General features: G+C 63.6%; 15 protein-coding genes and 3 rRNA genes. 3 read left to right on the top strand and 15 right to left on the bottom strand.

The features are described from left to right. Nucleotides 1-49: 49 nt before the first annotated feature. Together A5701_RS01410 and A5701_RS01405 are read left to right on the top strand one after the other, a co-directional pair. On the top strand, nucleotides 50-1,549 hold the full coding sequence (locus A5701_RS01410; protein WP_067747742.1) for a DNA-3-methyladenine glycosylase 2 family protein: 1,500 nt from the start codon (nucleotides 50-52) through the stop codon (nucleotides 1,547-1,549). Then, nucleotides 1,546-2,049 (top strand): methylated-DNA--[protein]-cysteine S-methyltransferase, encoded by a 504-nt coding sequence (locus tag A5701_RS01405; protein WP_067747740.1) that lies wholly within the window; start codon nucleotides 1,546-1,548, stop codon nucleotides 2,047-2,049. The genes A5701_RS01410 and A5701_RS01405 overlap by 4 nt, the downstream gene beginning before the upstream one ends. A gap of 59 nt (nucleotides 2,050-2,108) precedes the next feature. Here the strand turns inward: A5701_RS01405 and rrf are convergent. From rrf to murA, 4 genes are all read right to left on the bottom strand, one after another. After that, nucleotides 2,109-2,221, bottom strand: a 5S ribosomal RNA gene (rrf, locus tag A5701_RS01400). Between the two features lie 93 nt (nucleotides 2,222-2,314). After that, nucleotides 2,315-5,413, bottom strand: a 23S ribosomal RNA gene (locus tag A5701_RS01395). 282 nt (nucleotides 5,414-5,695) lie between these two features. Next, nucleotides 5,696-7,222 (bottom strand): 16S ribosomal RNA (locus tag A5701_RS01390). The 16S, 23S and 5S rRNA genes sit together here, the layout of an rRNA operon. A 370-nt stretch (nucleotides 7,223-7,592) precedes the next feature. Further along, a complete protein-coding gene (gene murA, locus A5701_RS01385) occupies nucleotides 7,593-8,846 on the bottom strand; it encodes a UDP-N-acetylglucosamine 1-carboxyvinyltransferase (RefSeq protein WP_067281208.1) in 1,254 nt (417 codons plus the stop codon). A gap of 170 nt (nucleotides 8,847-9,016) precedes the next feature. On the opposite strand from murA, the gene A5701_RS01380 reads away from it, so the two are divergent. After that, nucleotides 9,017-9,601 carry a cob(I)yrinic acid a,c-diamide adenosyltransferase gene (locus A5701_RS01380; protein WP_067747737.1) on the top strand — a complete coding sequence of 195 codons (585 nt, stop codon included), beginning with the start codon at nucleotides 9,017-9,019 and terminating at the stop codon, nucleotides 9,599-9,601. A 14-nt stretch (nucleotides 9,602-9,615) separates the two neighbouring features. Here A5701_RS01380 and A5701_RS01375 read toward each other — a convergent pair whose 3' ends face one another. The 11 genes from A5701_RS01375 to A5701_RS01325 all read right to left on the bottom strand — a co-directional run bounded on the left by A5701_RS01375 (nucleotide 9,616) and on the right by A5701_RS01325 (nucleotide 19,524). Beyond that, the gene (locus A5701_RS01375) at nucleotides 9,616-10,059 is read right to left on the bottom strand and encodes a DUF2550 domain-containing protein (protein ID WP_067747734.1); all 444 of its coding nucleotides are present in this window, start codon (nucleotides 10,057-10,059) and stop codon (nucleotides 9,616-9,618) included. 17 nt (nucleotides 10,060-10,076) lie between these two features. Next, nucleotides 10,077-10,442, bottom strand: coding sequence for a F0F1 ATP synthase subunit epsilon (locus A5701_RS01370; protein WP_067747732.1), 366 nt, complete (start codon nucleotides 10,440-10,442; stop codon nucleotides 10,077-10,079). 35 nt (nucleotides 10,443-10,477) lie between these two features. Further along, nucleotides 10,478-11,944, bottom strand: a complete 1,467-nt coding sequence (gene atpD / locus A5701_RS01365) for a F0F1 ATP synthase subunit beta (RefSeq protein ID WP_067747724.1) — start codon at nucleotides 11,942-11,944, stop codon at nucleotides 10,478-10,480. Nucleotides 11,945-11,967: 23 nt separating this feature from the next. Beyond that, nucleotides 11,968-12,876, bottom strand: coding sequence for a F0F1 ATP synthase subunit gamma (locus tag A5701_RS01360; protein ID WP_067747722.1), 909 nt, complete (start codon nucleotides 12,874-12,876; stop codon nucleotides 11,968-11,970). Nucleotides 12,877-12,882: 6 nt separating this feature from the next. Then, nucleotides 12,883-14,565 (bottom strand): F0F1 ATP synthase subunit alpha, encoded by a 1,683-nt coding sequence (gene atpA / locus A5701_RS01355; protein ID WP_067747720.1) that lies wholly within the window; start codon nucleotides 14,563-14,565, stop codon nucleotides 12,883-12,885. A 57-nt stretch (nucleotides 14,566-14,622) separates the two neighbouring features. Then, a complete protein-coding gene (locus A5701_RS01350; protein ID WP_067747718.1) occupies nucleotides 14,623-15,963 on the bottom strand; it encodes a F0F1 ATP synthase subunit B/delta in 1,341 nt (446 codons plus the stop codon). 6 nt (nucleotides 15,964-15,969) lie between these two features. Then, a complete protein-coding gene (locus tag A5701_RS01345) occupies nucleotides 15,970-16,503 on the bottom strand; it encodes a F0F1 ATP synthase subunit B (RefSeq protein WP_067747716.1) in 534 nt (177 codons plus the stop codon). Nucleotides 16,504-16,512: 9 nt separating this feature from the next. Next, the gene (locus A5701_RS01340; RefSeq protein ID WP_024636915.1) at nucleotides 16,513-16,761 is read right to left on the bottom strand and encodes a F0F1 ATP synthase subunit C; all 249 of its coding nucleotides are present in this window, start codon (nucleotides 16,759-16,761) and stop codon (nucleotides 16,513-16,515) included. 84 nt (nucleotides 16,762-16,845) lie between these two features. After that, on the bottom strand, nucleotides 16,846-17,601 hold the full coding sequence (gene atpB, locus A5701_RS01335; RefSeq protein WP_067281249.1) for a F0F1 ATP synthase subunit A: 756 nt from the start codon (nucleotides 17,599-17,601) through the stop codon (nucleotides 16,846-16,848). After that, complete coding sequence (locus tag A5701_RS01330; RefSeq protein WP_067747714.1) at nucleotides 17,594-18,076, bottom strand: ATP synthase subunit I; 483 nt, start codon at nucleotides 18,074-18,076, stop codon at nucleotides 17,594-17,596. The genes atpB and A5701_RS01330 overlap by 8 nt, the downstream gene beginning before the upstream one ends. A gap of 218 nt (nucleotides 18,077-18,294) precedes the next feature. Further along, nucleotides 18,295-19,524 (bottom strand): glycosyltransferase family 4 protein, encoded by a 1,230-nt coding sequence (locus tag A5701_RS01325; RefSeq protein WP_067747712.1) that lies wholly within the window; start codon nucleotides 19,522-19,524, stop codon nucleotides 18,295-18,297. Nucleotides 19,525-19,550: the final 26 nt, after the last annotated feature.

Raw genomic sequence — 19,550 nt, 5'->3', positions numbered from 1 at the left:
GTCGCTTTTCCGCCAGTTTTGTCACCGGGCGGGTGTAAGTCTTAGAAGCGTGCACGACGACTTCGAACGCTGCTACCGCGCCGTCCAGTCCAAGGACGCCCGGTTCGACGGCTGGTTCGTCACGGCGGTGCTGACCACCCGCATCTATTGCCGGCCCAGTTGCCCGGTTCGGCCGCCGTTCGCCCGCAACGTGCGCTTCTACCCGACCGCGGCCGCCGCCCAGCGGGCCGGATTCCGGGCGTGTAAGCGGTGCCGGCCCGACGCTTCGCCCGGGTCACCGGAATGGAATGTCCGGGGCGACGTCGTCGCCCGGACGATGCGTCTCATCGCCGACGGCACCGTGGACCGCGAAGGCGTCGGCGGCCTGGCGGCGCACCTCGGCTACACCACCCGCCAGCTGGAGAGGCTGTTGCAGGCCGAGGTCGGCGCCGGCCCGCTCGCGCTGGCCCGCGCCCAGCGGGCGCAGACGGCCCGGCTGCTTGTCGAGACCACGGACCTGCCATTCGGCGACATCGCGTTCGCGTCGGGGTTCTCCAGCATCCGGCAGTTCAACGACACGGTGCGCTCTGTCTTCGAGAGCACCCCGAGGGAGCTGCGCCGGCGGGCGGCGGGGCGGGCCGGGACCGGCACCGCTTCGCCGGGGGCCGTGTGCCTGCGACTGCCGGTCCGCACCCCGTTCGCCTACGAGGGCGTCTTCGGCCACCTGGCCGCCGGCACCGTGCCCGGTTGTGAGGAGATCCGCGGCGGCGCATATCGACGGAGCCTGCGTCTCCCGTTCGGCAGCGCCGTCACCACCCTGACACCGGCCGTCGATCACGTCCGCTGCGTGCTGGTGCTCGACGACTTTCGCGACCTGACGACGGCGATCGCCCGCTGCAGGCGACTGCTGGATCTCGACGCCGATCCCGAGGCGGTGGACGACGCACTGTCCGGCGACCCGCACCTGCGTCCGGTCGTGGGAAAGGCCCCCGGACAACGCATTCCACGCACCGTGGACGCGGCCGAGCTCGCCGTGCGCGCAGTCCTGGGCCAGCAGGTGTCGACCAAGGCGGCCAGAACCCACGCCGGCCGCCTGGTCGCGGCCTACGGCCGGCCGATCGCCGACCCCGACGGCGGGCTGACCCACACCTTCCCGTCCGTGGAGCAACTCGCGGAGATCGACCCCATCCACTTGGCGGTCCCCAAGACCCGGCGACGGACCCTGAGCGCATTGGTCGCCGCCCTCACCGACGGCAGTATCGTCCTCGACAGCGGCAGCGACTGGGAGGCCGCCCGCAGACAATTGCTGGAGGTGCCCGGAGTCGGCCCATGGACCGCGGAGGTGATCGCGATGCGTGGGCTCGGTGACCCGGATGCCTTCCCCGCCACCGACCTTGGGCTTCGGATGGCCGCCAGGCAATTGGGCTTACCGACCGACGAACGGGCCCTGATCGGGCACGGCGCCCGGTGGCGCCCCTGGCGCTCCTACGCCACCCAGTACCTCTGGACCACCCTCGAGCATCCGGTTAACCAATGGCCACCACAGGAGCCCCAGAAGGAGACAGCATGATCGAGTACCGCACCATCGACAGCCCGATCGGGCCGCTGACCCTCGCCGGTCAGGACTCGGTTCTGACGATGCTTCGGATGGTCGACCAGACTTACGAGCCCAGCCGAACCGGCTGGGCACCGAACGCCACGGCGTTCAACGAGGCCACCGACCAACTGAACGCATATTTCGCCGGCGAACTCACCGAGTTCGATTTCGACTTCGAGTTGCGCGGCTCCGAATTCCAGCGGCGCGTGTGGAAGGCCCTTCAGACAATTCCTTACGGCGAAACCAGGTCCTACGGAGAGATCGCGGAACAGATCGGCGCCCCGGGCTCCGCGCGCGCCGTGGGATTGGCGAACGGCCACAATCCCATCGCGATCGTCGTCCCTTGTCACCGTGTCATCGGCGCCAATGGGAGCCTGACCGGCTACGGCGGCGGGCTCGACCGCAAGCGAACGCTGCTCGCATTGGAGAAGAAACGCGCGTCGGTGAATGCGGCCTTGACATTGTTCGACTAGGAATGCGCCGTACCGAGAAATGCAAAAACACCCCCGTTGCCGGGGGTGTTTTTGTGTATGTTCGGCGGTGTCCTACTTTTCCACCCGGAGGGGCAGTATCATCGGCGCTGACAGGCTTAGCTTCCGGGTTCGGAATGGGACCGGGCGTTTCCCTGTCGCTGTGGCCGCCGTAACTCTATTTAAATTTGGTTTCGGTGGGGGGTGTGGTGTTCAGAGCGCCCGACGACAATAGCCGCTGGGACTGAACTAGTGGTTGCGATTGTGTGTTGGTAAGTTTTCGGCCGGTTAGTGCCAGTTCCCTGCACTCATTACTGAGCTTCCAGGTCTGGCCTATCGATCCCGTGGTCTGCGGGGGGCCTTATCCCTCTAAAAGGGTGAGAAACCTGATCTTGGAGAAGGTTTCCCGCTTAGATGCTTTCAGCGGTTATCCTGTCCGAACGTGGCTATCCAGCGGTGCCCCTGGTGGGACAACTGGTATACCAGAGGTTCGTCCGTCCCGGTCCTCTCGTACTAGGGACAGGTTTCCTCAAGTTTCTGACGCGCGCGGCGGATAGAGACCGAACTGTCTCACGACGTTCTAAACCCAGCTCGCGTGCCGCTTTAATGGGCGAACAGCCCAACCCTTGGGACCTGCTCCAGCCCCAGGATGCGACGAGCCGACATCGAGGTGCCAAACCATCCCGTCGATATGGACTCTTGGGGAAGATCAGCCTGTTATCCCCGGGGTACCTTTTATCCGTTGAGCGACACCCCTTCCACTCGGGGGTGCCGGATCACTAGTCCCGACTTTCGTCCCTGCTTGACTTGTAAGTCTCGCAGTCAAGCTCCCTTGTGCACTTACACTCAACACCTGATTGCCGTCCAGGTTGAGGGAACCTTTGGGCGCCTCCGTTACATTTTAGGAGGCAACCGCCCCAGTTAAACTACCCGCCAGGCACTGTCCGTGAACCCGATAAGGGTTCGACGTTAGGTGTCCAATACGATCAGAGTGGTATTTCAACAACGACTCCACAATTACTGGCGTAACTGCTTCATAGTCTCCCACCTATCCTACACAAACCGTACCGAACACCAATACCAAGTTGTAGTGAAGGTCCCGGGGTCTTTTCGTCCTGCCGCGCGTAACGAGCATCTTTACTCGTAGTGCAATTTCGCCGAGTCTATGGTTGAGACAGTTGGGAAGTCGTTACGCCATTCGTGCAGGTCGGAACTTACCCGACAAGGAATTTCGCTACCTTAGGATGGTTATAGTTACCACCGCCGTTTACTGGGGCTTAAATTCTCCGCTTCACCTTACGGTTAACGGGTCCTCTTAACCTTCCAGCACCGGGCAGGCGTCAGTCCGTATACATCGTCTTGCGACTTCGCACGGACCTGTGTTTTTAGTAAACAGTCGCTACCCACTGGTTTCTGCGGCCGAATCCCGCTCCCACCGCAAGGGTGTTCACGGTATTCCGGCCCCCCTTCTCCCGAAGTTACGGGGGCATTTTGCCGAGTTCCTTAACCATAGTTATCTCGTACGCCTTGGTATGCTCTACCTGACCACCTGTGTCGGTTTGGGGTACGGGCCGTGTGTGTGCTCGCTAGAGGCTTTTCTTGGCAGCAGAGGATCACCGAATTCACCTCAACCGGCTATGCATCACCTCTCAGGATTAATGAGCGACGGATTTGCCTATCGCTCTCCCTACAGGCTTGCCCCAGTATTACCACTGACTGGTACGGCTACCTTCCTGCGTCACCCCATTGCTTGACTACTACCAGCGAAGGTCCCACGCAGCCGGCGATCCTCGCACCCCGAAGGGATTGATAGACCACCATTTGGGTGGTTAGTACCGCTGATTCGTCAGGGACGCCCACACACGGGTACGGGAATATCAACCCGTTGTCCATCGACTACGCCTGTCGGCCTCGCCTTAGGTCCCGACTCACCCTGGGCGGACTGGCCTGGCCCAGGAACCCTTGGTCTTACGGCGGGCAAGGTTCTCACTTGCCTTATCGCTACTCATGCCTGCATTCTCACTCCCCCAAACTCCACCACACGGTTACCCGGTGGCTTCGCTGCATGGGGGACGCTCCCCTACCCAACCTTGCGGTTGCCGCGGCTTCGGCGGTGTGCTTGAGCCCCGCTACATTATCGGCGCACAATCACTTGACCAGTGAGCTATTACGCACTCTTTCAAGGGTGGCTGCTTCTAAGCCAACCTCCTGGTTGTCTCTGCGACTGCACATCCTTTTCCACTTAGCACACGCTTAGGGGCCTTAGCCGGCGATCTGGGCTGTTTCCCTCTCGACGTACGGAGCTTATCCCCCGCCGTCTCACTGCCACGCTATACACCACGGCATTCGGAGTTTGGCTGACGTCAGTAACCTAGTAGGGCCCATCGGCCATCCAGTAGCTCTACCTCCGTGGTGAAACACGTAACGCTGCACCTAAATGCATTTCGGGGAGAACCAGCTATCACGGAGTTTGATTGGCCTTTCACCCCTACCCACAGCTCATCCCCTCAGTCTTCAACCTAAGTGGGTTCGGGCCTCCACGCGGTCTTACCCGCGCTTCACCCTGGCCATGGGTAGATCACTCCGCTTCGGGTCCAGAACACGCCACTACACCCCAAAGGGGATGCGCCCTATTCAGACTCGCTTTCGCTGCGGCTACCCCGCACGGGTTAACCTCGCGACGTGTCCCTGACTCGCAGGCTCATTCTTCAAAAGGCACGCCATCACCCCACAAGGAGGCTCTGACGGATTGTAGGCACACGGTTTCAGGTACTCTTTCACTCCCCTCCCGGGGTACTTTTCACCATTCCCTCACGGTACTAATCCGCTATCGGTCATCGAGAAGTATTTAGGCTTACCGGGTGGTCCCGGCAGATTCACAGCAGATTCCACGGGCCCGCTGCTACTCGGGTGTTAATATAAGGCAGGTGCCGGGTTTTCGCGTACCGGGCTTTCACCGTCTACGGCGGGCCGTCCCAGGCCACTTCCGCTAACCACGACACTTTCTGACTACCCCTCAGCCAGGTAGAGCTGAGACATATCAATCCCACAACCCCGCACACACAACCCCTACCCGGTTATCCATGCATGCGGTTTAGCCTGTTCCGCGTTCGCTCGCCACTACTGACGGAATCACAATTGTTTTCTTCTCCTACGGGTACTGAGATGTTTCACTTCCCCGCGTTACCTCCCGCACCCTATATATTCAGATACGGGTAACACGACATGACTCGTGCTGGGTTTCCCCATTCGGAAATCCTCGGATCAATGCTCGGTTGACAGCTCCCCGAGGCATATCGCAGCCTCCCACGTCCTTCATCGGCTCTCGATGCCAAGGCATCCACCATGCGCCCTTAGACACTTACTTACACACAAGAGTTTTAAAAGAAATTACACATTTTGACGAACACGCCACCGTTGCCGGCAACGCATCCGTCTAGATGCTCGCAACCACTATCCAATACTCAAACACCACACCCCACCACCAAGATGGAGGGACACCACACGGACTGGCCGAGTGTTGTCTCAGGGCCCAATAGTGTGTCTGGCAATCATTTGCTGTTGTGCACCCGGCCCCCGCCCACTACAGGCGAGAACCCCTCACGGCTCGCACCCCACCAATTGGAGTGCTTTTCGTGGTGCTCCTTAGAAAGGAGGTGATCCAGCCGCACCTTCCGGTACGGCTACCTTGTTACGACTTCGTCCCAATCGCCGATCCCACCTTCGACAGCTCCCTCCCAAGGGTTAGGCCACTGGCTTCGGGTGTTACCGACTTTCATGACGTGACGGGCGGTGTGTACAAGGCCCGGGAACGTATTCACCGCAGCGTTGCTGATCTGCGATTACTAGCGACTCCGACTTCACGGGGTCGAGTTGCAGACCCCGATCCGAACTGAGACCGGCTTTAAAAGGATTCGCTTAACCTTGCGGCATCGCAGCCCTTTGTACCGGCCATTGTAGCATGTGTGAAGCCCTGGACATAAGGGGCATGATGACTTGACGTCATCCCCACCTTCCTCCGAGTTGACCCCGGCAGTCTCTCACGAGTCCCCGGCATTACCCGCTGGCAACATGAGACAAGGGTTGCGCTCGTTGCGGGACTTAACCCAACATCTCACGACACGAGCTGACGACAGCCATGCACCACCTGCACACAGGCCACAAGGGAACGCCTATCTCTAGACGCGTCCTGTGCATGTCAAACCCAGGTAAGGTTCTTCGCGTTGCATCGAATTAATCCACATGCTCCGCCGCTTGTGCGGGCCCCCGTCAATTCCTTTGAGTTTTAGCCTTGCGGCCGTACTCCCCAGGCGGGGTACTTAATGCGTTAGCTACGGCACGGATCCCAAGGAAGGAAACCCACACCTAGTACCCACCGTTTACGGCGTGGACTACCAGGGTATCTAATCCTGTTCGCTCCCCACGCTTTCGCTCCTCAGCGTCAGTTACTGCCCAGAGACCCGCCTTCGCCACCGGTGTTCCTCCTGATATCTGCGCATTCCACCGCTACACCAGGAATTCCAGTCTCCCCTGCAGTACTCTAGTCTGCCCGTATCGCCCGCACGCTCACAGTTAAGCCGTGAGATTTCACGAACAACGCGACAAACCACCTACGAGCTCTTTACGCCCAGTAATTCCGGACAACGCTCGCACCCTACGTATTACCGCGGCTGCTGGCACGTAGTTGGCCGGTGCTTCTTCTCCACCTACCGTCAACTCACAAAGTGAGCCTTCGTCGATGGTGAAAGAGGTTTACAACCCGAAGGCCGTCATCCCCCACGCGGCGTCGCTGCATCAGGCTTGCGCCCATTGTGCAATATTCCCCACTGCTGCCTCCCGTAGGAGTCTGGGCCGTATCTCAGTCCCAGTGTGGCCGGACACCCTCTCAGGCCGGCTACCCGTCGTCGCCTTGGTAGGCCATCACCCCACCAACAAGCTGATAGGCCGCGGGCCCATCCCACACCGCAAAGCTTTCCACCACAAGGCATGCGCCAAGTGGTCCTATCCGGTATTAGACCCAGTTTCCCAGGCTTATCCCGAAGTGCAGGGCAGATTGCCCACGTGTTACTCACCCGTTCGCCACTCGAGTACCTCCGAAGAGGCCTTTCCGTTCGACTTGCATGTGTTAAGCACGCCGCCAGCGTTCGTCCTGAGCCAGGATCAAACTCTCCAAACAAAATCTCCTCGCAGAACGAGGTGAATTTCAAATCAGAGAAAATCTGACCTAACAAAAAGACACCAAATAACTGGCATCAAAAATTGCCATACCCACACACGGGGAGTGCTAGGTATGGCCAAAAAAACAACAACAAATAAAAAGACCAAACACACTATTGAGTTCTCAAACAACACTTGTTTCGCCCGTTTTGGGGCAACCCTGCCAGCTTAATACAAGTCCGGCAGTGGAGTCAACTCCCAGTTTTGGTCTTCGGAAGACCGTTTCGGGAGCAGCCATGCCAGGCTAGTACCAATCCAGCGAGGGAGTCAAGCGCCCGGGGTGTCGGTCGCCTGGTGTGGCGACCGCCCCTGCGGGGCACTGACTTTGGTTACTCTACCCGCTCGATCTCCGCTCCCAAAATCGCCAGGTTTTCGACGAACAACGGGTAGCCGCGATCGATGTGGAAGACGTCGTGAACCTCGGTGTCACCGTCGGCGACGAGCCCCGCCAACACCAGGCCGGCGCCGGCGCGGATATCGGAACACCACACCGGGGCGCTGGACAATTGCGGCAGGCCTCGCACGACCGCGTGGTGGCCGTCCGTGCGCGCGTCGGCACCCAGCCGGATCATTTCTTCGACGAAACGGAAACGCGCCTCGAAGACGTTTTCCGTGATCATCGACGTCCCGTCGGCGATCGACGCCAGCGCGATCGCCATCGGCTGCAGGTCGGTGGGAAATCCGGGGAACGGCAGGGTCGCGACGTTGACGGCCTTGGGCCGCTCGTACTGGGTGATCCGAAAGCTGTTGTCCGTTTGGGTGACCGTCGCGCCGGCGTCGTGCAGCTTGTGCAGCACCACCTGAAGGTGGGCCGGGTCGACGCCCGTCACCGAGATGTCGCCCCTGGTCATGGCGGCGGCGATACCCCAGGTGGCGGCGACGATGCGGTCCCCGATCACGCGATGCTCGGTGGGGTGTAGCCGCGGGACGCCGGTGATGGTCATCGTCGGCGAACCGGCACCTTCGACCTGCGCGCCCATCTGATTCAACATCGTGCACAGGTCCACGACGTCGGGTTCGCGCGCGGCGTTGTGAATCGTCGTGACGCCCTCGGCCAGCACGGCGGCCATCAGGATGTTTTCGGTGGCGCCCACCGACGGGAACTCGAGCTGGATCTCCGCACCGCGCAACGTGTCGGCCTGGGCGACGACGCAGCCGTGCTCGATGTTGCATTGGGCGCCCAGCTGGCGCAGCCCCGCCTGATGCATGTCCAGCGGCCTGGACCCGATCGCGTCACCACCCGGCAGCGCGACCCGGGCCCGCTTGCAGCGGCCGACCAGCGGCCCGAGCACGCAGACCGACGCCCGGAACTGTCGCACCGCGGCAAAGTCCGCGTCGTACTTCGGCTCGTCGGGTGAGGTGATCCGGGCGACGTCGCCGTCGAGCTCGACGGTGGCGCCCAGGCCGCGCAACACCTCGGCCATCAACGGCACATCGAGGATGTCGGGGCAGTTGGTGATGGTGCTGGTGCCTTCGGCCAACAGCGCCGCAGCCATCAGCTTGAGCACGCTGTTCTTGGCGCCCCCCACTGCGACTTCGCCGGACAACCGGTTGCCGCCGGTCACCACGAATCGCTCTGCCACCCGCGTCAGTCTAGTGAAGCGGTATCGGGTTGTCAGTCAGCCCGCGTGACGATGATGCGCTCCGCGCGGCGGAGCGAGGTGGGGGCACCCCTAGCCGCGAAGCGGCGAGGGGCGAGTCAAGGCGTGAGCCGAGCCACGGCGCCGCCGCGCACCGCAGTACCGTCTTGCTCATGGCGATACACCTGACCCGCATCTATACCCGGACCGGTGACGACGGCACGACGGGGTTGAGCGACTTTTCGCGGGTCTCCAAGAACGATCCCCGCCTGGTCGCCTACGCGGATTGTGACGAGGCGAACTCGGCGATCGGGGTGGCGATCGCCCTGGGTGAGCCCGACGAGGAAATCGCAGGCGTGCTGCGGCAGATCCAGAACGACCTGTTCGACGCCGGCGCGGACCTGTCGACGCCGGTGGTGCAGAACCCCGAGCATCCCCCGCTTCGGGTCACCCAGCCCTACATCGACCGGCTCGAGGGCTGGTGTGACAAATATAACGAGAAGCTGCCGGCGCTGAATTCCTTTGTGCTGCCTGGTGGTTCGCCGCTTTCGGCGCTGCTGCACGTCGCCCGCACGATCGTCCGTCGCGCGGAACGGTCGGCGTGGGCGGCCATCGACGCCGCGCCGCAGCAGGTCAACGTCCTGCCGGCGAAGTACCTGAACCGCCTTTCGGATCTACTTTTCATCCTCGCGCGCGCGGCGAACCCCAACGGCGACGTGCTCTGGAAACCCGGTGGCGGCGCGCCCAGCGCGAGTTAGCTTGGCGCCAAACCCTAGACGCTGCGACGACGGGCGCGCGGCGACGGGCGGGACTCCAGCCACGACAGGAACGCCGTCAAAGCGCCCTTGTCCAGGGCGATCTCGTAGCCGGTCCTGCGGTCCTGCGTCGTGTCACGCAGCTCCACCACGACGATCTCGTCGGTCATGATGTCGAACTCGTCCCCGCGCGGTGCGCGCCGCGCCACGATCTCCACTCCCCTGCGGCTGAGCCGCCGGTCCGGCCACAGCCGCAGGCTGGAGAGCCGGTAGAACGCGGCCTCACCGCCGCGGTAACGAATCACGCCGTGCCGCCAGCCGTGGCCCCCGACCGCGGGAATGTCGCGCATGATCCCCGCGGTGCCGCCCTGGCGCAGCTTCCACAACCGATAGCTCAGCGCGACAACCGCGCCCGCCAGGACGACAACGAGCACGACCATGCCGACCATGGGCGCGCTCATCGTCTTGTCCGAGGCGGCTAGTCGATCGCGCCGACGGCGCGCAACCTGCCGCGCCCCCGCGCCGCGATCCGGGGGTCGTCGGACTCCGAATCCTCCCTGGCGGCGCTTTCGTCGATCTCGGACTCGAACGCGGCGGACTCGGCCAACACGGTCACCGTCTCCTCGGTGACCGACAGGAACCCGCCTTCGATGGCGACCCGCAGATCGTCTTCGCCTTCGCGCTCGACGCGCACCATCGCGTCGTCGACCAACTGGGCCACGACCGGGATGTGCCGGGGCAGGATGCCGATCTCGCCGACGGTGGTGCGGGTGAACAAGAACGTTGCCTCACCCGACCAGATCTTGCGGTCGACGGCGACTATCTCGACGTTCAATTCGGCCATGCCACAGAGCCTTTCAGAGCCTTAGCGCTCGGTCCTCAGGAGTCCAACTTGGCGCCGAAGCCTTCGGCCTTCTTGGCCAGGTCGTCCAGGCCGCCGATCAGGAAGAAGGCCTGTTCGGGGATGTGGTCGAAGTCGCCCTTGGACAGTCGGTCGAACGCCTCGATGGTCTCCTTCAGCGGCACGGTGGAACCCGGCTGGCCGGTGAACTGCTCGGCCGCCATCATGTTCTGCGAGAGGAACCGCTCGATGCGCCGCGCGCGCTGCACCAGCTGCTTGTCCTCTTCGGACAACTCGTCGATACCGAGGATGGCGATGATGTCCTGAAGGTCCTTGTACCGCTGCAGGATTCGGATGACTTCCTGAGCGACGCGGTAGTGCTCGTCGCCGACCACACTCGGGTCCAGGATGGTCGAGCTCGACGCCAGCGGGTCCACCGCCGGGAAGATGCCCTTGGAGAACACCGAACGCGACAGCTCGGTGGTCGCGTCCAGGTGGGCGAACGTGGTTGCCGGCGCGGGGTCGGTGTAGTCGTCGGCGGGCACGTAGACGGCCTGCATCGAGGTGATCGAGCGGCCCCGCGTCGAGGTGATGCGCTCCTGCAGCTCACCCATTTCATCGGCGAGCGTGGGCTGGTAACCCACCGCGGACGGCATCCGGCCGAGCAGCGTGGAGACCTCGGATCCGGCCTGGGTGAACCGGAAGATGTTGTCGATGAACAGCAGCACGTCCTGGCCGGCCTCGTCGCGGAACCACTCGGCCATCGTCAGCGCCGACAGGGCCACCCGCATACGGGTGCCGGGCGGCTCGTCCATCTGACCGAACACCAGCGCGGTGTCCTTGAGCACGTCGGCCTCTTTGAGCTCGACCCACAGGTCGTTGCCCTCGCGGGTGCGCTCGCCGACGCCGGCGAAAACCGAAGTACCACCGAAGTTCCGGGCGATACGGTTGATCATCTCCTGGATCAGCACGGTCTTGCCCACGCCGGCACCGCCGAACAGCGCGATCTTGCCGCCACGCACGTACGGGGTGAGCAGGTCGACGACCTTCAACCCGGTCTCGAGCATCTCGGTGCGGGGCTCGAGCTCCTCGAAGGCCGGCGGCTTGCGGTGGATCGACCAGTGCTCGAAGTCCTCGCCGTATCCCGGCTTGTCCAGGCAGTCGCCCAGCGCATTGAAGACGTGGCCCTTGACGTCCTGGCCGACCGGCACCGAGATCGGCTTACCGCTGTCGGTCACCTCGACGCCACGGACCAGCCCGTCGGTGGGCTGCAACGAGATCGTGCGGACCAGGTTGTCGCCGAGGTGCTGTGCGACCTCCAACGTGAGCGTCTTCTTGAGTTCCTCGAACGTGATCTCCGCGTTGAGGGCGTTGAACAGTTCCGGTACGGATCCACGCGGGAACTCGACGTCGACCACGGGGCCGGTGATCCGCACCACGCGGCCGCTGGTCTCGGACTTGGTGGACTTGTCGGTCTTCTCTGCGGTTCCAGTAGTAGCAGCCATATTCTTCTTCTCTTCCTCGTGTGCTACTGAGCGTCGGCGAGTGCGTTTGCACCACCGACGATTTCGCTGATCTCTTGGGTGATCTGAGCCTGCCGCTCGCGGTTCGCCATCAGCGTCAGTTCCTTGATCAGGTCATCCGCGTTGTCGGTCGCGGACTTCATCGCCCGCTGGCGCGACGCGAGCTCCGACGCCGCCGATTCGAGCAGCGCGGCGTAGACGCGGGTCGTCACGTACCGCGGCAGCAGCGACTCGAAAAGCGTTGTCGCGTCCGGCTCGAACGAGTACAACGTGTGCAGTTCCTCGGTGTCCTCGACGTACTCGACGACCAGCGGAGCGATGCGGTGGGCCACCGCGGCCTGCGACATCATCGATTTGAATTCCGAGTAGACGATGTGCAGTTCGTCGACGCCCTGATCGTCGGCCGACTCGTCGTCACCGGCGCCCTTCATGAACGTCTCGACCAGGGTTTCGGCGATCTCCGCGGCGTTCTCGTACTTGGGTTGCTCGGAGAAGCCGGTCCACGAGTCGGTGATGTCCCAGTTGCGGAACTTGAAGTAGTTCTGCGCCTTCCGGCCAACCGTGTATACGACCGGGGTCTTGCCTTCCTCCCTCAACAGGGAGAACAGCTCCTCGGACCGGCGGAAGATGCTCGAGTTGTAGGCGCCGCACAGCCCACGATCGGAGGACACCACCAGGACGCCGGCCCGCTTGGGTTCTTCCCGTTCGACCAACAACGGGTGGTCCAGGGCGGCTTCGGACGACAGCGTGGTCAGCATCGAGGTGATCTGAAAGGCGTAGGGCCTGGCCGCTTCGAGCCGGGCCTGCGCCTTGCCGATGCGCGACGTCGCGATCATCTCCTGGGCCTTGGTGATCTTCTTGATCGACCCCGCCGAGCGAATCCGGCCGCGTAGTTCGCGAAGTGTGGCAGCCATTGTTAGCTACTTCTTGTCCTTGCCGGAGCCGCTCTTGGCGTCCTTCTTGTCCTTCGGCTTCTCCTTCTTGACCTGGACCGACTCCTTTTCGAGGTCTTCTTCGTCCAGGGGCTCGACGTGCTCGTCGGGCACCACCGAGCCGCCGCCGGTGGCCGCGAAGCCCTTCTTGAAGTTGTTGATGATCTCGGTCAGCTGGTTCTCGCCCTCTTCGGAGAGCTTGCCGCTGTCGCGGACGCCGGCCAGGAAGTTCTCTTCCGAGGCCCGCATGTGGTCCAGCAGTTCGGTTTCGAAGCGCCTGACGTCCTCCACGGGCACCGAGTCCAGGTGACCGCCGGTACCCAGGAAGATCGAAACCACCTGCTCCTCAACGGGCATCGGCTGGTACTGCGGCTGCTTGAGCAGCTCGACCAGCCGTTCGCCGCGCTCGAGCTGCGCCTTCGACGTCGCGTCCAGGTCCGAGGCGAAGGCCGCGAACGATTCCAGCTCGCGGTACTGCGACAGGTCCAGACGCAGCGAGCCGGCGACCTCTTTCATGGCCTTGATCTGAGCCGCACCACCCACGCGGGACACCGACACACCGACGTTGATGGCGGGACGCACACCCTGGTTGAACAGATCGGATTCCAGGAAGCACTGCCCGTCGGTGATCGAGATGACGTTGGTCGGGATGTAGGCCGAGATGTCGTTGGCCTTCGTCTCGATGATCGGCAGACCGGTAAGCGAGCCGCCCCCGAGGTCATCGGAAAGCTTCGCGCAGCGCTCCAGCAGGCGCGAGTGCAGGTAGAACACGTCACCGGGGTAGGCCTCGCGGCCCGGCGGACGGCGCAGCAGCAGCGAGATCGCGCGGTACGCCTCCGCCTGCTTGCTCAGGTCGTCGAACACGATCAGCACGTGCTTGCCGTCGTACATCCAGTGCTGGGCGATCGCCGAACCGGTGTACGGCGCAAGCCATTTGAAGCCGGCGGAGTCGGAAGCCGGGGCCGCGACGATGGTGGTGTAGTCCATCGCGCCGCCCTCTTCGAGCGCCCGCCGGACCGAGGCGATCGTGGTGCCCTTCTGGCCGATCGCCACGTACACGCAGCGGACCTGCTTCTTCTCGTCGCCGCTCTCCCAGTTCTCGCGCTGGTTGAGGATGGTGTCGACGCAGACGGCGGTCTTGCCGGTCTTGCGGTCGCCGATGATCAGCTGCCGCTGGCCGCGACCGATCGGGGTCATCGCGTCGATGGCCTTGATGCCGGTCTGCAGCGGCTCGCTCACGCTTTGCCGCTGCACCACCGACGGCGCCTGGATCTCCAGCGCGCGGCGAATGTCGGTGTCGATGTCTCCGCGACCGTCGATGGGGTGACCGAGTGGGTTGACGACGCGCCCCAGGAAGGCGTCGCCGACGGGAACGGACAGCACCTCGCCGGTGCGCTTGACCTGTTGGCCCTCTTCGATTTTCTCGAAGTCACCCAGGATCACCGCGCCGACGCTGTGCTCGTCGAGGTTCAGCGCGACGCCCAGGACCCCACCCGGGAACTCGAGCAGTTCCTGGGTCATGACGGAGGGCAGGCCTTCGACGTGCGCGATGCCGTCCCCGGCCTCGACGACGGTGCCGACCTCTTCGCGGGAGGTGTCGGAGGTGAAAGAGCCTACGTACTCCTCGATGGCGCTCTGGATGTCATCAGCGGAGATTGTCAACTCGGCCATGGCTTTTCGTCTTCCTACTTGATCGTGGTTCGCGTGTGGTTATGGGGAGTGGTTGGGTCAGTCGGGCAATTGGGCCTGGGCAGCGGCGAGGCGCGAAGCGAGTGTCCCGTCAATCACTTCGTCCGCCACGGAGATGAGCAGGCCGCCCAGCAGCTCCTCGGAGGTCTGCAGCTGCACCGTCACCGGATGGCCGTAGATGCGGCCGAGCACGTCGGTGAGGCGAGACCGCTGGGCGTCGCTGAGTTCGGCGGCCGCACTGACCTGCGCGACGATCTCGCCGCGGCGTGCCACCGCGACTTTCGCCAAGAACTGGATGGCCTCCTCGGCCGACTCGCCCCGCAGCAGTTGGACGGTCTGGGTCAGCAGCGCCACGACGATCGGGTCGACCCTGCCGCTGGCGCTGTCAAGCACCTTGCGCAGCAGGTCGATCCGGCCTTCCACGGGCACGCCGTAGTCGCCAAACAGGATGGCGAGTCGCGGCTGCGCGTCCAGGATGCGGGCGAACCGGAAGAGCTGGTCTTCGACGTCGTCGACCTTGTTCTCCCGTTCGGCGACTTCGAGCAACGCCTGCCGCGAGATGTGCTCGATCGCGTCGCCCAGATCGGAGTTGGCCGACCAGCGTTCCGACACGGCCAGACGCAGGACGTCGAGCGTGGCGTCGGAAACCTTGCCGGAGACCAGCCGCTCGATCAGCCGGACGCGGGGGGCCGCGTCCTCGGCGGGCACGGTCAAGTACCGGGTGACGACGATCTCCCGGTCCAGCATTTCGGCGACCGAAACAAGCTCCGACGAGAGGGTAGAAAGCGCTTTGTTGTCAAGGTTTTTGGCGATGTCGCCGAACCGCTCCGCCAGGCCGGCCACTGCCACCCGACTGGCGGAGCGCATCTTTGCCAACAGTGGGTACTCGACCTCGGCGGGCGCCGGGGCCATCGCTTCGAGGTCGTCCAGGAACCGATCGACGGTGCCGGACTGCTGTTCCGGGTCCGCGACATAGTTCCGCACCAACTCGCCCGCCTGGCGTACCGCCTCGTGGCCGAGTTCCAGGCGGAGCTGGCGGCTGAGCTGTGTCCGCAGCAGTTCGACCTGGCGGCCGCCCTGCGTGGTGATGCGTTCGGATTCCGAGTCGGCCTGGATCCGGAACTGCTCGGCGATGCGCCCGGCGTCGGTTTGGGCTTCTTCGACGAGCCGTTCGGCTTCGGACTTGGCGGATTCCACGGCGTTGCTATGGGCCGTGGTCGACTCTTTCAGCCGATCCGCCGCTGCCGCAGAGTCTTTCAGCTGCTGGCGCACGGCCTCCTGGCGAGCAGCCATCAGACGACGCACCGGCGGCACGACGTACCGCACGACCAGAAGCACGATGGCCGCGAATCCGATCAACTGCCCGATGAAAGTCGACATGCGCGATTACCGTCCAGATTTCCCGGTTGCGGACGCGGCCGTGGTGGCCGGGGCCACCTCGACGCCGAGGATCCGGCTGGCCAGCTTCGCCGACATGCCCGCCACGTTGGCGCGCAAATCCAGTTCCACGGCGTCTCTTTCCCGCTTCAATTGCTCGGATGCCATTTGCAACGTCGACATCACCTGCTGCTCGGCACGGGCGCGCGCGTCTTCGACCACCTTACGGCCTTCGGCGCGGGCGTTGTCGCGCAACGACGACGCCTGGACCCGGGCCTCCGTCAGGGCTTCCTCATAGTCAGCCTTGGCGGCGTCGAACTGCTCGGTCGCCTTCTTGTTGTCGGCGGCCGTCTTGGCAACCATGTTGTCGCGCTCGCGCAACACCCGCATGACCGGCGGCACCACGAAGGTGCCGATGACGGCCAGCACGATCAGGAAGATGGCCAGCACAAAGAAGAACGTGCCGTTGGGAACGAGGAAGTTGTTGCCTCCCTCGGCCATCACCTGGCTGGATGCCAGAACGCTCAGACTCGCGTCACCCATCACAGCGAATTAGGTGCCGACGGGTGTGGCGAAGACGAACAGCGCCATGAAGGCCAGGTTGATGAAGTACGCGGCCTCGACCAGACCAACGGTGATGAAGAACGGCGTGAACAGCCGACCTTGCGCCTCGGGCTGGCGGGCGATGCCGGAGACCAGCGCGTTACCGGCAATACCGTCACCGATACCGGCGCCGATCGCGCCACCGCCCATGATGAGTCCACCGCCGATGAGCGCAGCGGCAGCGACTTGGGGGTCCAGAGCCATTCTTATCCTCCTTGATAGCTGGTAGTGGTCTACCAGGCCTCTGTAATGGTGTGTGGGACAAAGCAATACATGATGGTCTCAGTCATGATGCTCCTCGATCTCCATGGCTTGGCTGAAGTAGAGGATCGTCAAGATCGAGAAGATGAACGCCTGGATCGCCCCGACGAAGAGGTCGAAAGCCTTCCAGATCGCGTTGGGCGCCCACATGATGTACGGGGGGAAGAGCGCGATCAGCGCGACCAGGATGCCGCCGGCGAAGATGTTGCCGAAAAGTCGGAGCGACAACGAGATCGGTTTGGCGAGCTCTTCGACCAGGTTGATCGGCGCCAGGAACGCCACGTGGCCCTTGAGCACGGCGAGCGGGTGGCCGACGATGCCGCGGCGCCAGATGCCCGCCACGTGGTAGCAGACGAACACGAACAGCGCCAGGGCCAGAACGTAATTGATGTCTGCGGCCGCGGACTTCAGCAACTCGGTGGTGTGCCCGGACTTGTCGGTGTATTGCAGCGGAAGCACCGACAGCCAGTTGGAGATCAGAATGAACACGAAAATGGTGACGGCCAAAGGCAATACGAATGGCGCGATCCGCATCCCGACCGCACTCTCGATCTGATCGCGCATCTGGACGGTGATGGCTTCCCAGAACAACTGCACACCGCTGGGGACGCCGGTCGACGTGATCTTCGCGCGCAGGAAGAAGGCAAGCGCCAGGACGATCACCGCGGCGATCGCGGTCGACAGGATCGTGTCGGTGTTGACGGTCAACCCGAGCCACTTGGCTTGGTTGTGCTCGCCAACCTCGATCGCGGCGGCCAGGAACGTCGTCTCAGTCATCGGTGCCGTTCTTTCCTTCCGTTCCTTCCGATCCCGCCAGCGCGCCGCCCGCGTCGTCTGCCCAGTCGCCGGCGCGCAGCTTCTTCCAGACCGGAAGAGCCGTCGATGCCACCAGCAAGATCTGGAACAGCGCCAAGCCGAACACGACGCCCAGGCCCGCGGGCCGGAAGATGTAGGCGATGACCAGCCCGATGACGGTGATGACGGCCAGCCGGGTGGCCGAATTCAGCGCCATCGTGCTTTTCATCGGATGCTCTTTGGCGGTGATCGACGCGACGGAACGACGCACCAGAAGGGCATTGAGCAAACCAAGCAGCAACCCGACGCCGAAGAACACCCCGACCATGAGGTGACCGGTCAGTCCGGCGGCGACGACGGCCGCCGCGGTGACGGCGATGCTGAGCACCAACAGGCGGACCGGTCGGAACGCAACAGAGGGGAACACCAACGGCGCGTCCTGCGCTGGTGTCGTCACTGCAGCACCTCAATCCCAAGTTGGTAGAGCGGGAGTCCCCCGACCGACTGATCGGTGGCCCGCCGAGCGTATCGCACGTCACAGTGGATCCACCCAAGGGGTATCACCCGACGCGAGTCCTCAGCCGACCCGATCGAAACGGCGTCCGACGGACCGGCAATCTGTGCGGCTTTTTGGGCTTCTACCTGCACCGTACCATACGGCGAACCCCACTACTACTAGCTGTCGTAGTCGTCGTCTTCGTACTCTTCCCGCCGGCGCATCAACGGGATCGCGGTCGCGATGCCGGCGACCACGATGGCGCCCAGCATCACCGCGGCGGTGTCGCGCGGATTGAAGAAAATCGTGCTGGCCGCTCCGAACGCGACAATGCCCACCCAGAGGTAGATCAGCAGCACCACGCGGCGGTGGGAATGGCCGATCTGCAGCAGGCGGTGGTGCAGGTGCATCTTGTCGGGGCTGAACGCGCTGCGGCCCGCGCGGGTACGGCGCACGATCGCCAGCAGCAAATCCAGCATCGGCACGAACATGACCGCGACCACCAGCAGGAAAGGTGACAACAGGGCGAACACGTCGCGCGCTCCGTAGGCGTTCTGTGAGACGGGGCCGGCGGCGGTGGTCGAGGCGGCGGCGAGCATCAGGCCGATCAGCATCGAACCGGAATCACCCATGAAGATCTTGGCGCGGTGAAAGTTGTGCGGCAGGAATCCCAGACAGGCCCCCGCGAGCACCACGGAGATCACGGCGGGCGGATAGAAGAGAACATCACCGCCGTGGTCGCGCAGCAGGCCGACCGAGAACATGCAGATCGCCAGCGCGGTGATCAGCCCGAGCCCCGCCGCCAGTCCGTCCAGCCCGTCGACGAAGTTCATCGCGTTCACGATGGACACCGTCAGCGCCAACGTGAGCAGGATCGACGACGCCTGGTCCAGCACGATGGTGCCGACTCCGCCGATCGGGATGTAGAGGACGCTCCAGGCCACGCCCATGGTGACCAGCACGCTGGCTGCGGTGATCTGGCCGGCGAACTTCGTCAGGGCGTCCAGGCCCCAGCGGTCGTCGATGAGCCCGATGCCCATGATCACCGCGCCGGCCACCAGCACCGCCGGCATGCCCGTCGAATAGACGAAGCCGCGGGTCAGCGCAGGAAGCTGCGACGCCAGGAAGACGGCCGAGATGACACCGAGGAACATCGCCAGCCCGCCCATGCGCGGGGTCGGGGTCACGTGCACGTCGCGTTCCCGCGGATAGGCGACGGCCCCGAGCCGGGTGGCGAGCACCCGCACGGGACCGGTCGCAAAGTACGTGATGATCGCGGCGGTCAGCCCCACGAGGGCAAGCTCGCGCAGCGGGACACCGGCGCCGCGGTCAGCCAGGGCGAGCAGGCCATTGGCGAGGTTGGCTACGTCGCTGGCCGGGTCGCTGGACACGTCGAGACCGTACTGCACCAACCTGGCAACGACAGAACCGCTCC

The sequence above is a fragment of the Mycobacterium sp. E3305 genome, from assembly GCF_001666785.1.
Lineage (GTDB): Bacteria > Actinomycetota > Actinomycetes > Mycobacteriales > Mycobacteriaceae > Mycobacterium.
Note: the sequence above shows the minus strand (reverse complement) of the source record. Positions and strands in the feature narration are given on the sequence as shown.

Bases quoted from the DNA above. Each gene is read 5' to 3' on its own strand.
- A5701_RS01405 (WP_067747740.1), top strand. From the start codon at position 1,546: ATGATCGAGTACCGCACCATCGACAGCCCGATCGGGCCGCTGACCCTC.
- A5701_RS01380 (WP_067747737.1), top strand. From the start codon at position 9,017: ATGGCGATACACCTGACCCGCATCTATACCCGGACCGGTGACGACGGC.
- A5701_RS01375 (WP_067747734.1), bottom strand. From the start codon at position 10,059: ATGAGCGCGCCCATGGTCGGCATGGTCGTGCTCGTTGTCGTCCTGGCG.
- A5701_RS01370 (WP_067747732.1), bottom strand. From the start codon at position 10,442: ATGGCCGAATTGAACGTCGAGATAGTCGCCGTCGACCGCAAGATCTGG.
- atpD (WP_067747724.1), bottom strand. From the start codon at position 11,944: ATGGCTGCTACTACTGGAACCGCAGAGAAGACCGACAAGTCCACCAAG.
- A5701_RS01360 (WP_067747722.1), bottom strand. From the start codon at position 12,876: ATGGCTGCCACACTTCGCGAACTACGCGGCCGGATTCGCTCGGCGGGG.
- atpA (WP_067747720.1), bottom strand. From the start codon at position 14,565: ATGGCCGAGTTGACAATCTCCGCTGATGACATCCAGAGCGCCATCGAG.
- A5701_RS01350 (WP_067747718.1), bottom strand. From the start codon at position 15,963: ATGTCGACTTTCATCGGGCAGTTGATCGGATTCGCGGCCATCGTGCTT.
- A5701_RS01345 (WP_067747716.1), bottom strand. From the start codon at position 16,503: ATGGGTGACGCGAGTCTGAGCGTTCTGGCATCCAGCCAGGTGATGGCC.
- atpB (WP_067281249.1), bottom strand. From the start codon at position 17,601: ATGACTGAGACGACGTTCCTGGCCGCCGCGATCGAGGTTGGCGAGCAC.